The sequence below is a fragment of the Rhodococcus sp. Chr-9 genome, from assembly GCF_000801125.1.
Lineage (GTDB): Bacteria > Actinomycetota > Actinomycetes > Mycobacteriales > Mycobacteriaceae > Rhodococcus > Rhodococcus pyridinivorans.
In genome coordinates, this window is sequence record NZ_JTIZ01000131.1 from 115,089 (window position 1) to 128,661 (window position 13,573).

General features: G+C 66.4%; 12 protein-coding genes and 2 pseudogenes. 4 read left to right on the plus strand and 10 right to left on the minus strand.

Annotated elements, in window-relative coordinates:
- Positions 1 to 40: 40 nt before the first annotated feature.
- Positions 41 to 411, minus strand: a 371-nt coding sequence (gene trxA / locus QR64_RS23620; protein ID WP_152641008.1) for a thioredoxin, incomplete at its 5' end; no start/stop codon positions are given.
- Between the two features lie 33 nt (positions 412 to 444).
- Positions 445 to 1,553, minus strand: a 1,109-nt coding sequence (locus QR64_RS23625) for a rhodanese-like domain-containing protein (protein ID WP_039587707.1), incomplete at its 5' end; no start/stop codon positions are given.
- A gap of 362 nt (positions 1,554 to 1,915) precedes the next feature.
- Here QR64_RS23625 and QR64_RS23630 point away from each other — a divergent pair.
- Entirely contained in the window at positions 1,916 to 2,716 is an 801-nt protein-coding gene (locus QR64_RS23630) for a DUF308 domain-containing protein (RefSeq protein ID WP_152641003.1), read from the plus strand.
- A gap of 295 nt (positions 2,717 to 3,011) precedes the next feature.
- On the opposite strand, the gene QR64_RS23635 is transcribed toward QR64_RS23630, so the two are convergent.
- A complete protein-coding gene (locus QR64_RS23635) occupies positions 3,012 to 4,025 on the minus strand; it encodes a hypothetical protein (RefSeq protein ID WP_039587709.1) in 1,014 nt (337 codons plus the stop codon).
- A gap of 5 nt (positions 4,026 to 4,030) precedes the next feature.
- A complete protein-coding gene (locus QR64_RS23640) occupies positions 4,031 to 5,200 on the minus strand; it encodes a tyrosine-type recombinase/integrase (protein ID WP_039587711.1) in 1,170 nt (389 codons plus the stop codon).
- A gap of 641 nt (positions 5,201 to 5,841) precedes the next feature.
- On the opposite strand from QR64_RS23640, the gene QR64_RS23645 reads away from it, so the two are divergent.
- Positions 5,842 to 6,333 (plus strand): hypothetical protein, encoded by a 492-nt coding sequence (locus QR64_RS23645; protein WP_039587577.1) that lies wholly within the window; start codon positions 5,842 to 5,844, stop codon positions 6,331 to 6,333.
- A 471-nt stretch (positions 6,334 to 6,804) separates the two neighbouring features.
- On the opposite strand, the gene QR64_RS27095 is transcribed toward QR64_RS23645, so the two are convergent.
- Positions 6,805 to 7,155: a hypothetical protein gene (locus QR64_RS27095; protein WP_162483974.1), complete on the minus strand. Its 351-nt coding sequence runs from the start codon at positions 7,153 to 7,155 to the stop codon at positions 6,805 to 6,807.
- Between QR64_RS27095 and QR64_RS23650 the strand changes: the two are divergent.
- A pseudogene (locus tag QR64_RS23650) lies at positions 7,091 to 7,449 on the plus strand (class I SAM-dependent methyltransferase); the annotation flags it as partial. The gene QR64_RS27095 and the pseudogene QR64_RS23650 sit on opposite strands and share 65 nt — an antisense overlap.
- Before the next feature lie 39 nt (positions 7,450 to 7,488).
- Here QR64_RS23650 and QR64_RS23655 read toward each other — a convergent pair.
- Genes QR64_RS23655 through QR64_RS23665 form a run of 3 tightly spaced genes read right to left on the minus strand, consistent with a single transcriptional unit; the run spans position 7,489 to position 10,751 of the window.
- Entirely contained in the window at positions 7,489 to 8,049 is a 561-nt protein-coding gene (locus QR64_RS23655) for a DinB family protein (RefSeq protein ID WP_235367315.1), read from the minus strand.
- Positions 8,050 to 8,070: 21 nt separating this feature from the next.
- Positions 8,071 to 9,381 carry an MFS transporter gene (locus tag QR64_RS23660; protein WP_039587578.1) on the minus strand — a complete coding sequence of 437 codons (1,311 nt, stop codon included), beginning with the start codon at positions 9,379 to 9,381 and terminating at the stop codon, positions 8,071 to 8,073.
- Positions 9,378 to 10,751, minus strand: a complete 1,374-nt coding sequence (locus tag QR64_RS23665; RefSeq protein WP_039587579.1) for an MBL fold metallo-hydrolase — start codon at positions 10,749 to 10,751, stop codon at positions 9,378 to 9,380. The genes QR64_RS23660 and QR64_RS23665 overlap by 4 nt, the downstream gene beginning before the upstream one ends.
- Before the next feature lie 99 nt (positions 10,752 to 10,850).
- Here QR64_RS23665 and QR64_RS23670 point away from each other — a divergent pair, with 99 nt between their 5' ends.
- Positions 10,851 to 11,534 (plus strand): ArsR/SmtB family transcription factor, encoded by a 684-nt coding sequence (locus tag QR64_RS23670; RefSeq protein ID WP_039587581.1) that lies wholly within the window; start codon positions 10,851 to 10,853, stop codon positions 11,532 to 11,534.
- A 54-nt stretch (positions 11,535 to 11,588) separates the two neighbouring features.
- Here the strand turns inward: QR64_RS23670 and QR64_RS23675 are convergent, their stop codons facing one another.
- Together QR64_RS23675 and QR64_RS28475 are read right to left on the minus strand one after the other, a co-directional pair.
- A complete protein-coding gene (locus QR64_RS23675; protein ID WP_200886535.1) occupies positions 11,589 to 12,776 on the minus strand; it encodes a cysteine desulfurase family protein in 1,188 nt (395 codons plus the stop codon).
- A 118-nt stretch (positions 12,777 to 12,894) separates the two neighbouring features.
- A pseudogene (locus QR64_RS28475) lies at positions 12,895 to 13,567 on the minus strand (ArsA-related P-loop ATPase); the annotation flags it as partial.
- Between the last annotated feature and the right edge of the window lie 6 nt (positions 13,568 to 13,573).

Below are 13,573 nucleotides of genomic sequence, written 5' to 3' on the forward strand. Positions count from 1 at the left end.
GTCCTCCTCGATGAGAGTTCGCTACGGACCCGGCGAAGGGTCAGGAGCGGGAGGCTGCGCGTTGTCCGGCAACCTGGTCGTGGATCTCGGTCATGTCGAGGGCCTCGATCCGGGTGATCAGGTCCTCGAGAGCCGGTGCCGGCAACGCGCCGGGCTGTGAGTAGACGAGCACACCTTCTCGGAATGCCATGATCGTCGGAATCGAGCGGATGTTCGCCATGGCGGCGAGCTGCTGCTCGGCCTCGGTGTCGACCTTGGCATGCACGATCTCGGGGTGTGCCTGCGACGACTTGTCGAAGACCGGGGCGAAGGCACGGCACGGGCCGCACCACGACGCCCAGAAGTCGACGAGAACGATGTCGTTGCCGACGATGGTGGATTCGAAGTCCGCCATCGTGAGGTTCTTCGTCGNTCGTTTCCGTTCCTTTCTCCGGGCCGGAATGATCAGGCAGGGACGTGAGATTCGGCCCACGCGTTGTAGCCGCCGAGCAGATCCGTGACGTTCTCGAAGCCCTGGGCCCGCAGCAGCGAAGCCGCCACGCTCGAACGCCATCCACCGGCACAGTGCACCACGATCGGCTTGCCGGCGGGAACCTGGTCCAGACGGGCCCGCAACTGCGCCAACGGGATCGGCACCGCGCCCGGAATCGTCCCGAACTCGCGCTCACCGGGGTTGCGGATGTCGACGAGGGTGACCGCGTCGGCGGCGAGCAAGCGGTCGAGTTCCTCGACGGTCGTCCGGGGTGCGGCCTCGATCAGGCCGGCCAGCTCCGCGGGGAAGGCCCCGTCCCGGTCGACGTTCAGATAACCTGCGGCACCGTCGGATCCGATTCGCGCCAGGCGCACCGCGGCGTCCTGCTCCTCACCGGGATAGGTGATCAGCACGATCTTCTCGCCGACCTCGGCGACCATGCCGCCGGTCTCGGCGAAACGCCCGTCGAACCCGACGTTGACCGATCCGCGCAGATGCCCGGCGGCGAAATCGTCGACGCTTCTCGCATCGAGAACACGCGTGCCGGCCTCGAGTTCGGCCTTCACCTGCTCGGGGCTCAGCTCGGGAATGGTGCGGTCCTGCAACAGAAGCGGGTGCATCCGCTTGTTCATCGCGGCGTCGACCGAGAAGTACGACGGGGCGGCCGGCTGCCCGTCGGTGACCAGGGCGACGAAATCGTCCTCGCTCATCGGCTGCACTGACGGATTGGTCACGCGCTGCTCTCCGATGGTCGAGGTCAGCTCGGTCGACAGGTTCTTGCCGCACGACGAACCGGCACCGTGAGCAGGCATGACCACGACCTGGTCGGGCAAGGTCAGCAGCTTCTCGTGCACGGTGTGATACATCGCCCGCGCCAGATCGCTGGTGGAGCCGTCGCCGAGGTTGACCAGGTCGGGGCGGCCGACATCGCCGATGAACAGCGAGTCGCCGGTGAGCACCGCCGACGGGACGGCATCGGGGTGTTCGCGCACCAGCACCGAGATCGATTCCCAGGTGTGGCCCGGGGTGGAGAGAATTTCGAGTTCGACCTCACCGAGAGACAGCTTCTCGCCGTCGCGCANGTCAACCACAGTCCTTCCATCGGTGCAGGTCGAGCACACCACGAATGAGCTGGACCGATGGTTCGCGTCCGCGCCGATAACCCCGCTGACCAGTGCCCGGAATCCACTCATAGCGAAAACGACGGTCCCTGGAAAACTGGCGGGGACCGCCCTCAACCCGCCAGGGAATCACTCATCTGTGACAAACACGTTTTCGTGTTTGTCACTGGTGTCTGCTTACATCTGAGCAAGTACTTCGGGGAGTACGTCTCGAAAACAAGGCAGTCGCAGGTGGATGTCGGATCACCCAGAGCAGCATTGCTCCGGGCGCAGACGGGCTTCTCCGCGCGACAAAAACATGACACTGATAGAGGACACGACCATGACCATGCCGCCGCCAGATTACGCCGCCTACCCCCCGAATCCTCAGCAGCCGGTGAAGCAGAAGAACACCGTCGGCTTGATTGCTGTCATCACGGCCGTGATCGGCTTCGTCTTCGCCTGCATTCCCGGTGCTCTCATCGTCGGGTGGATTCTGCTCCCGATCGCTTTCATCCTCGGCATCGTGGGTCTATTCCAATCCGGCAAAGCCAAAGGCACAAGCATCGCTGCAGTCATCATCGCGATCGTGGGCACCATTGTCGGTTTCATCGTCTTCTTCACCGTGGTCACAGATGCTGTTGACGAAGCGTTCGGCGGATCGGACCTATCGGTAGCCGAATCCACGTCCGGCGATAGTCCCGTGACAAGCGGCGACAGCCAAGACGCTCCCGGCAGCCGGGACAACCCCCTTCCCATCGGCGCGACGGTCGTCAACGACGAGTGGAACATCGTCCTTGGTACTCCACGCGAGGCCGGCGATGAGGTCAGCGCCGAAAACCCGTTCAACGATCCTCCGGCGCCGGGAATGGAATTTTGGATCGTGCCGGTCACGGCAACCTATACCGGTAATGACACCGGACTCGCCTGGACCGATCTGACGGTCAAGTTCGTCGGCTCGGACAACAAGACGTACAGCGACAGCTGCGGCGTGATCCCCGATAACCTCAATGACGTGGACGAGGTCTATCCCGGTGGGATCGCGGAAGGGAACGTCTGCGTTGCTGTTCCGGCCGGAGCCGACGGATTGTGGTCGGTATCTGCAGGTTTCACCGGTAATCCCAGCTTCTTCACCACCAGCTAGCTGTACCNTCTCGTGTCCTACGTAATGCCCGCACGACTTATCTCGGAAGATTGCCCATCGTCGAGGGCCACCGAGACGACTGGCCCAAAGCGCAAATCGCCAGCGCAATGGGTTTTCCCGCGAGTGGGTGTCCACTTGGGTGACCCGCTACCAGACCGAGGGCGAGGCAGGATGATACGACCGGTTATTCCCACCCGCACACGATGCCGATCCGTACCTCGGTGGATCGACGGATCGTTGCACTGCGCACGCGTGAACAGCGTGGACCGGACTGGCTCGCAGTTGGGGAGAACGCCTACAGCCCCTCCAGGACTCCCATCAACTCCTGGAGCATCGTGTCGGCTCGTTGTTCGATCTCGTGGAAGAGATCATCAAGGTCTTCGAGTGCCTCGTGGTCGCGGCGTCGGGCGGAGGTGCCGCGAGCGTAGTACTCGGGATCGAGTTCGATCTCGGGTTCAACCCCAGGGCTGGTGTCATCTAGCCGGGGAACCGGAAGCGTCCGACGCGTCGGAGCGCGGCCGGACAAATGCGCCCGCACCAAGGCCGAGATTGACTGTGGGGTCATCGGTTGTGCGTGTGGGAGGTGTCCCCAGCGGTCGATCGGACACAACAGCGGTTGCCGGCCCTGTTCCGCATCGAGCGGATCCGCGACGACATCGACCGGGTCGGTGAGGTGATGGCGCAGCAGATGGGTGCCGGGATATTGGTCGAGAAACGCCTGAATCTCCGCCCACCGCCGATAGATCGCGGCTGCCGGGTTGTCCCCCGTTTCGGGATCCGGTGCGAGCCGGAATCGTTCGCCGGCCCGGGTCGTGACCTGGAGGGTGTCGTCGTCGAGGCGGAGGTCGCGGCGGCGCAGCCAGGTGAGGTCGGTAAAGCTCATCCCGGTGGCGGCGAGAACCAGCAGCAGGGCGTCGCGGCGGCCGAACAGTCCGCTCGGCCACCCTTCGGTGGGTAGTTCGGTCGCTCGCTGCAGTAACAGGCGTCCGAGCCGGTCGAGGCGCTGAGCACGAGCGGCATCGAGGTGCCGGCGCACCGTCTCGGTGCGTCCCGGGGCGGGATAGCCGTGTCCGGTGTGGACGGCGTTGATCGCCGACAGACGGCGTCGCTGCGTCGCGACCGTGGCCGGATGTTCGTGCAGAAACAGCGCCAGGGTCTCAGGGGCGGCGGGAATGGGCTGGCGGTCGGCGGCGGCGCACCAGTCGGCGAACAGTGCCCAGTCGTGGCGGTAGCGGGCCGGGATCCGCAGACCGAGGTCGGCGGCGTGAACAACGTTGCGGGAGGAGGATTCGCGGCCAGTGTGGTTCATCGCGGTCACAATCCGAGATTCGTCACAGCGTTCCCGATGAGTGGGGCGTGTTCGCGGGCGTAGGTTTCGAGCATGGCGGGGGTGGTGTGCCCGGTCTGGCGCATGATCGCGTGCGCGCTGGCGCCGTTGCGGAAGGCCTGGGTGACGAATCCGGCCCGCAGCGAGTGCCCACCGAGCTGCTGGACGGTGTCGGGGTCGTAGCCGGCCTGTGCGGCGCGGCGGCGGATCGCTTTGTGTACCGCCGCCCCCGACAGGGCGGTGTCGGAGAGGTTGCCGTTCTTGCGGATCGACCGCAACAGTGGTGATGCCGGGACCATGCGGGGACGGGATCCCCGGCACACGTGCGCCTCGAAGGGTTTGGCGGTGCGGAGCAGGCGGATGACGGCGGGGCGGCCGCCGGCGTCGAAGGCGGCGACGACCTGTGCCCACCGCATCCACGCACACGGCGGGCAACTGACGTGGCTGTGCGTGAACGGCAGAGCCCGGATACTCCCCCGCCCTTCCTGATCCGTCTTCGATTTCCGGAGTTTGATGTGCAGCCCGTCGAGCCGGTGCAGCGAGATGTCGCTGCAGGTCAGCGCGACGAGTTCGCTGCGCCGGAACGCCCCGGCGAACCCCAACAAGAGAATGGCACTGTCGCGGCGTTCGAGGACCTCCGCGGCCCAGCTGCCACAGTCCGCCCGCATCTTCTCGACGATGGTGACGATGTCGGCGGTGAGCAACGGCGCCCGCGGACTGCGGGGCCGCTCCCCCGCCGCGGCGTAATCGCGGCGGATCCCGGACAAGGTCGCGGTGACCAGTTCGTCGCTGCCGGGAGCGGGATGGCCGGCGCGGCGATGGTGGTAGCCGATCCCCGCGACCCACCGCGCCAGGGTCGCCGGGGAATAGGCCCGCTCCCCCGTCTCCGTGACGGTCGCGGAGGCCTCGAGGAGATAGGCGGCGACGGTCAGCGGATGCGCCGGCAACGCCACATGGCCTTCCTGCGCGCACCACGCGGCGAAGCGTTGCCAGTCGGCGGCGTAGTTACGCCGGGTCGACTCCGAGCGCGACCGCGCCGCCGCCCCGACCACCTGGGACAGAGTCTCCGGCGCGAGCGACGGCATGGCGGGGTCACCGGAGGCCGGTACAGGCACGGAAACGTCGTCGGGGTGGCGCGTGAGCAGCTCGTCGGGCACGAACACGCAGCCTACCGTCCCGTTCGGACAGGTTTCCACCGGAAAACGCGCTCAGCTGGGGTTTCGGGCGCGATGGTGCGCTAATGCCAATTATCAGCACCGACCCCGCACAAATCATGAGTGACATACCCCAGTACGCGACGCTTGCCAGATTTGTCCGGTTGTTGTAGGTTCTCGTTTTCGGTGTCAGTTTCTCGATTTCGTGTCAGTTGCCTGTCAGCGGCGTGTCGATTTCTCAAATTCGTGTCAGTAGCGGGACCCTGAAAAGTGCCCCGGACCAGCGATGTTGAGGTCAGGTACGTGCAGGACTCAGGCTCTCGCTGTCGCGACGACCCTCGCTTCGGCGGATCCCCATCGGGTGATCCGGGGACTGCCAGTCCGGAAAGTCCGCAGCCACCCCCATCGGCGGCACTATTCCGGGATGTTCTGGTCGGGCCACCAACCGTGGTCACGCCGGGCCTGACGCGAACCTTGAGCACCGCCGATCAGCGCAATCGGACAATGCAACCCCACTTTCGCCACCGCGCTACCTCGGTAATCAGCCAGCCTCTTCCTATGATGCGCGAGGGGCACGGACCACCGAGATGGACGGTCGGTCATCTGCTGATCGACTGCTCCGGTTGCAGAAGGAGACAGGCACGATGGTGTACACCGGCAGAGCCAACGTCGACCGGATGTTCTGTGTGAAAGACGCGGACGATCGGGCCTGGGAAGAACTTCCTCCCTTGCCCGAACCAGGCTTCGGTCTGCTCGCTGCCGACACCGGGATGGTCTACGTGTACACGGGGATGTCCATGGGACCACTCGATCTGCAGGTCGAGGTCCTCGGTGATGCTCCCGAACTTGTCGACAGTGGGTGGGAAGACATCGAGGAAGTATCGCTGCAGACCTACTCGGATATCGCCACGGTGCTCACCGGCGCGGAGGAACCCGTCGACGGATTCCCGGACACGGTGCTCTCGGCCGGCACCGGAACCTACCGGGTCCGCGCCTATGCAGCAGGACGCGACCTGGCGTGGGATCTCGTCGTCGACGAGGTGGTCGAGAGATACAAGCTGCAGATCTGGCCGGCACCGTACGCGCCACCGCGTATCGTTCAGCATCGCAGCGCACACGCCGTGATGGGCTACTAGAAACTGCTGTCGGCAGGTAGGACCGAGTTGATCCCGTTGTCGAGCGGACGCCCCCGCGAACATGTGAGGTCATTCTGGAATGGTCAGTAGGACGGGACCGGAATTTCTGAGGATTCCGACAAGATCGCGAGAATCCCTGGCTGACACGAACTTGGAAAACCGCAAGTCAGTGCGCCGCCCTACTGACACGTCCGGCGGGAACCTACAGTTGTAGGTGTCGAGATGCAGCGAAGATTAGCGAGATGGGCGGAACAGATTAACTGGGCGCCCTGAGGCTTATAAGGCCGCTGACCTGAGGTTTCCCGGAATGAAACTTGACTGGCGCTCTCGCCTCGCCCAGCCTCTGTCAATCTGCAGCGGCGTGTCCTGTCAGTCTTCACTGCATCTCGACAGTTGTGGGCGCCGACCACTGCAGCCAGGACCAGGTTGGCGGGTGCCGGCAGGACCCGGCACCCGAGGTCGTAGGCTTGGTTACCACCTTTCTTCAGTGGCCATGAGCTGTCCGTAGGTGTACGCGACGGACTTGCCTGTCGGCTTGTAGGCTGCGGTGGCGTAGCGACCGTGCAGATCGACGGACTTGCCGGGGGCGCGGACGATGTCGCCGACGAAGCAGATGGAGTAGATCGGATCGGTCTCGTCGAAATCGGCTCGGGGTGCGGGCCCGGCGCGGCCCGAGTCGACCGGAGTGAAGGTGCTCGTCTTCTCCTCGTAGCGCAGAGCTTGGGTGCGAGCACCGTACCCGACGAACCCGGGGTCGGCCAGCAGCAGCGCACCAGCTAGACGATCGGGACCGATCGGGGCGTCGACCTGGACGATGTGCACGATTCCGACGTGGATGCCGCGTTGCGGGAGGTACGACGAGTCCTCAAACCGGGCGGCACCCTGCACTTCGTCGAGCACGGGCTGGCCCCACACGAGAAGGTGCGGCGGTGGCAGTACCGCTTCGAACCGATCCAGAAGACCGTCGCCGGCGGCTGCCACCTGACCCGCGACATCCCGACCCTAGTGCGGGCCGCGGGCTTCGAGATCCGCGACCTCGACACCTTCTACGAGAAGGGTGCTCCGAAGATCATGGGCGCCCTCGCCATCGGCGTCACCGAACCCGTTGCCGGTTGAACGAGCCGATGGGCCGATCGACTGGGGCGACCCGGTGCGTCACCTTCCGTCGAGGGTGAGCTGGTCGCGATGGAAGTCGTAGTGCCGGGTGGGATACCGGTAGATGTCCTCGAGGTCCATGTATCGAGAGAAGAACGGATCCCATCTCGTCGGATATCGCATGCGCAGACCGAAGTTCACCTCCGGTTCCCGCTCCAGGGAACGGTGCAGCGCGCCGATCACCCGATCGCTGCGGCGCACCAGCGCGTCACCGTGAAACACCCGGGCACCCCCGACGGCGCCAAGATAGTTCACGGCATCGAAAATCGGGGTCCCGGCGTCGAGCAGCGCGGCGAAGCCGCTTCCGATCCGATCGGGAAGCCGGCCGATCAGCCGCACCAGCACCAGGAGCCGACGCACCACCATGTAGCCGAAGACCATGTGGAAGAGCAGCTGCTCGTTCGTCCATCGGGTGCCGTGCGACGGCCGTCGCCGTGCCGCTCCGTCCGCCGAAGCGACGAGGTGGCGCAGATCCGCGGCGACGCGGTCGTACTCGGCGAGGATCGCCGCGCGGTCCACCCGACCGTCACCGCCGTGCACGGCCGGCTCCGCACACGCCACGACATTCCGCTGCCCCCGTCGTCATCCCGTCCGGTCGGCCGATGCCGCCGACGGTGCCCGCACCCGACTGGGCGCCGGATGCGTTTCGTACATGCGGACCGCGACAAGTACTGCGGCGGCAGCGGTGACCACGGCAGCCGCCCACACCGCGGCGTGCATCCCCATCAGGTCCGCGACGATGCCACCGAAGATCGCGCCGACGGCGTATCCGCTGTCGCGCCAGACCCGGTAGATCCCCACCGCACGGCCACGCCATACCGGATGCGCGACGTCACCGACCACGGCCAGCAGCGTCGGGTACACCATCGCCGTCCCAGCACCGAGCAGCACAGCACCGAGCGCCCACCCTGCGAAACCTGCGGAGGCGGCGATTACAGCGAGCGCGGCGGCCTGCAGCGTCATCCCGGCGGTGATCAGGTGCTTGCGCCCGATCCGGTCCGACAGTGCACCGGTCACGAGTTGACCGGCACCCCACACCGCGGGATAGAGAGCGAACAGCAGCCCGATCCGGCTGGGGCTCAGATCGGCGGTCGCGAACAGCAGCGGGAACAGACCCCACGAGAGCCCGAAGTTGAGGTTGTTCACCAGCCCGGCGTGACTGGCCGACGCCAGGGCCGGTTCGGTCAGGCTTGTTTCGAGGGCGATCTGCCGGTTGGTCAGGCCGGCGTGTAGATGGTCATGGAGACCGTCCGAACGCGGTGCGTGCCCGGCTGCCTCGAGGCGCGCGTAGTCGCGGGTCTCGCGCACGAAGAAGCCCGACAACATCAGGGCGAGGGCGGTGTAGGCCAGACCGAGCAGAAACGGCGCGGGACGCAGCCCGTACTGCTGGGCGAGATAGCCGGCCAACAGGGAGGACACCGCCACCGCCCCGTAACCGGCGGCCTCGTTCAGTCCCATCGCCAGACCGCGCTTGGCCGGACCGACCAGGTCGATCTTCATCACGACGGTCGTCGACCACGTCAGACCCTGATTGATCCCCAGGAGCACGTTGGCCGCCACGATCCAACCCCAGTTCGGAGCGAGAATGAGCATCAGCGGCACCGGCACCGCGAACAGCCAGCCCACCAGCAGGACCGGTTTGCGGCCGTAGCGGTCGGAGAAGGTCCCGGCGAAATAGTTGGCGACCGCTTTGGTGATCCCGAAGGCCGCAACGTAGGTGAATATGAATGTGTAACCGGTGAGCCCGAATTCGCCATCGGCGAGCAACGGCAGCACGGTCTGCTGCTGGCCGACCATCCCGCCGACGAGCGCGTTGACGGCGACGAGCAGGCTGAACTGGGCGGCGTTTTCACGCAGTCCCAGGACCGGACGCGGTGTGGTTCGTGACCTCATTCCTCCCCCCGCAGTTCCTGCCCCATCGCACGGGCATAGTCTGCCGGACACCCGGCGAGAACCCGAACGTCTGTGCGGGTGGCGTTCTCGAGGATGCTCGCGGCACTCATGGCACGTTCGCCGTGCCCGCACATGACCGCAACGGGCCCGTCCGGCAGCTCGTCCAGGTGAGCGCGCAGCGCTCCCAGCTCGATGTGCCGGGCACCGGGGACGTGACCGGACGCGAACTCGCCTCGCTGACGGATATCGAGCAGGGTCGCCGGTGATGTGGTGGCCAGACGGTCTGCGTCGAGAAGCTCGATCGTCGCTGCAGGTTCGGTGCTGCCACGCCACGCTTTCATGCCGCCGTCCAGTTCTCCGGCGAGCGAATCGAAGCCGACCTTGGCCGCTTCCCAGGCGATGTCGTCGGGGTCTTGGACGACGTCGCGGACGATGATCACCGGCCGGTTCGGGTCGACCAGCCAGCCCAGCCAGGTAGCGAAGACCGGGCGCAATGTGATCGACAGCGCGCCGGGGATGTGGCCGGCTGCGTAGTCGGCGGCGGCGCGCACATCCACCAGCTGTGCTCCGTCTGCGACGAGATCGTCGATTTCGTCGGTGCTCAGCGGGGTCAGTGCGGGGGTAGCGCCGAGGATGGCGGGTCCCTTGTGGTTGATCTCGCCCAGGCGCAGGAAGTAGTCGGGGAACGTGCCGAGCGAGTCGAGCAGGGCATCGACGAATTCGTCCTCGCCTGCGACCTGCAGCAACGGGTTGGTAGCCCGTTCCTTGCCGATGGTGCTCACCCGGTCGCCGGTGAGTGAGGACGAGCAGAACGAGCCGGCCCCGTGGGTGGGCCACACCGGGGTGTCGTCGGGAAGTTCCATCAGCTTCTGCAGGGAGTGGTACTGGGCGCGGGCCAGCGGCACCGTCCGATCGGGACTGACCAGATCGGTGCGGCCGGCGGTACCCACCATCAGAGAGCCGCCGGTGAACACCCCGAGTAGCCGATCGCCCTCGTACAGCAGATAGGACAGGTGTTCCGGCGAGTGCCCCGGCGTGAACAGCGCCTGCAGGGTGAACGCCCCGAGCTCGACGGTGTCGCCGTCGGCCAGAGCGGTGACGTCGAATCCTCGCGGGCCCACGTCGGGGGCCAGCACCGTCGCGCCGTCGAGTGCCGCGAGTTCACGTGCTCCAGAGATGAAGTCGGCGTGCAGGTGGGTTTCCACGGCGTAGGCGATGGTCAGGTTTCGGGTTTGGGCCTCGGTGCGAACCCGGCGCAGGTCCCGCTCGGGATCGAGCACCAGTGCGCGGCCTTCGCCGAGATCGAGGAGGTAGGTGGAGTTGCCCAGCCCCTCGTCGACGACGGGGACCAGGGTGAAATCGTTCGACATGGGACGCTCCTGTGACGCAGACCCGACGGGTACCTTAATTCCAGAAATCTGTGGAATAATGTATTCGAGTATTCCACAGATTTCTGGAGGAGCAATAGCGTGGGCGATCGACAGAAGAAGACCGCACTGTTCGACCAGCTCGCTCGCGTCGGCAAGGCGTTGGGCAACGGCAAGCGCCTCGAACTTCTCGATCTGCTCGCCCAGGGTGAGCGCAGTGTCGAACACCTGGCGGCCACGGCCGGATTGGGCCTCAGCACCGCCTCGGCCCACCTGCAGATACTCAAACAGGCCGGCCTGGTGATCACCCGCAGGGACGGCACCCGCGTGCACTACGCACTGGCCGGACTCGACGTCGCCCGCCTGTACGGGTCGATCCGGACCGTCGCCACCGACCGGATCGCCGAGGTCGCCCGCGCCCGTGACGACTACCTGCACACCGGACGCACCGCCACGGACGACGATCAGGAGATCACGCGCGAGGAACTACTCGCCCGCGCCACCGCCGGGCAGGTCACCGTCGTCGACGTACGCCCGGCCGTCGAGTACACCGCCGCCCACATCCCCGGTGCGGTGTCCATTCCCCTCGACGATCTCGCCCGGCGCCTCGACGAGCTACCAGCGGATCAGGAGGTCGTGGCCTACTGCCGCGGCGCCTACTGCGTGCTCGCCTACGAGGCGGTCGATCTTCTGCGCGCTCGCGGCCGGACCGCCCGGCGGCTGCAGGACGGGATGCTCGAGTGGCAGCTGACCGACATGCCGGTGACCACCGCAGATGCCGCCTGACCCCGAACCCGAGGACGGACGATCACCGCCGCCGCGCGTTACCTCCGGCTTCGATCAATCGATGAGCGCCGCCGACGCAAGCGCGTGCGCGGCGGCCGCGATGTCGGCCTCGGTGCTCCACCGGCCCAGCGACAACCGCACCGCGCCCGAAGCCCAGTCCGGGGGCACGCCCATCGCCGTCAGCACCGGTGACGGCGCGGTCGTGCCGGCGTGACAGGCCGAGCCGGTGGATGCGGCCAGCCCCGGGCACCGGTCCAGCAGCGTGTGCCCGGCGATGCCGGCGATGCTCAAGTTGAGCGTCTGCGGTAACCGCGGCGCTCCCCTTCCGTGCAGGTGCACCCTCCCGGGCAGTCGACAGTCCAGCTCGTCGAACAAACGATCCCGCAGGCGCTGTAGCCGCTGAGCGGAACCTGCCGCCAACTCCGCCTTCGCAAGCTCGGCCGCGACCCCCAACGCCACGACAAAGGCGACATTCTCGGTGCCGGCGCGGCGCCCGCCTTCCTGGCCGCCCCCGCCGATCAGCGGCTCAAGGTCGAGTCCCTCCCGCACGTACAGGGCGGCAATCCCCTTGGGGGCATAGAACTTGTGTCCGACCAAGGTCAGCAGATCCACCCCCAGCTCGGCGACATCCACCGCGATCTTGCCCACGCTCTGCGCAGCATCGGTATGGAACAGCGCTCCCCGCTCACGAGAGATCCGAGCCAGTTCCGCGATCGGCTGCAGCACTCCGGTCTCGTTGTTGGCGTGCATGATCGACACCAAGACCGTCTCCGGGCGCAGCGCCTCGGCAAGCTGCCGCGGCGAGACCAGCCCGTCGTGGTCGACCCCGAGGACGGTGACCTCGGTGTCGTGATGCCGCTCGGCGTAGGCGCACGCGGCCAGCACCGCCGGGTGCTCGGCAGCCTCGGTGATCACGTGCAGCCGACGCGCCCCTCGCCGCCGCGCAGCGGTGACGATGCCGCGGATCGCAGCGGCATCCGCCTCCGAGCCGCTGCCGGTGAATACGATCTCCCCCGCACGAGCGCCGATCAATCCGGCAACTTGAGCTCGGGCACGCGCCACTGCCGCCCGTGGCTCCGATCCGAAAGCATGAGTGCTCGACGGATTACCGAAAGACGTGCTCAGATAAGGCAACAACGCATCGAGCACCCGGGGATCGACCGGGGTGGTGGCGTTGTAGTCGAGGTACACCGGCTGTTCGCCGCGCCCCTTCGGTATCTCACCCGTTGTTCCATCGAACACTTCGAATATCGTACTCGGTGCCTGACTGTCTCGGATCGTCGAATACCCCGCTCCCCGAGCCTCACAAGGTGGGCGACACCAAGCAGACCATAGGCTATTTGAGCTGCCCATGGTCTGGTCATCGGCGCGAGGTGAGTGCCCGCAAAGCGTTGATCCCAACCGGTTCGGTAGGCATCATCGGCACGATCGCATACCCGGTCGGAATGCTCGACGATGATGGTGTCGAGCTCGGTGACCTTGGCCTCGACGGTGGCGCGGCGGCACAGTAGCGGCGATGTCGAGTGTGCAGCGGCGAGGGAATTGTTGACCACCCACGCCCACGGGTGGATGCCTGCGCGTTCGAAATCGGCTTTGCAGGCCGGCGGCTTCGAGGCGTGGCGTGGTTTCGGCGAGGGTGACCAGCACGATCTTGGTCTCGTCGGGGTTCTGCAGCCGCATCAGCGGGGTGGCGAAGTTCGCGTTCTCGCCCATCTGGCGGGCGATCTCCCGGTGGTAGGAGCCGGTGGCGTCGAGCAGCAGCAGGGTATGGCCGGTGGGGGCGGTATCGACGACGACGAAGTGCCGGCGGGATTCGTGGATGACGCGGAGAAGGCCTGGAAGACAGCGACTTCCTCGGTGCACGGCGACTTGAAGTCCTCGGCGAGGTTCGCGCGACCCTGGTCGTCGAGGGCGGCGCCCTTGCTGGACAGGACGCGGTCGCGGTACGCGGCGGTGGCCTCGGCCGGGTCGATGTGCGAGACGGTCAGGTTGTCGAGGGTCCCTGCGGGGGTGTCGGTGAGGTGCGCGGCGGCGGCCAG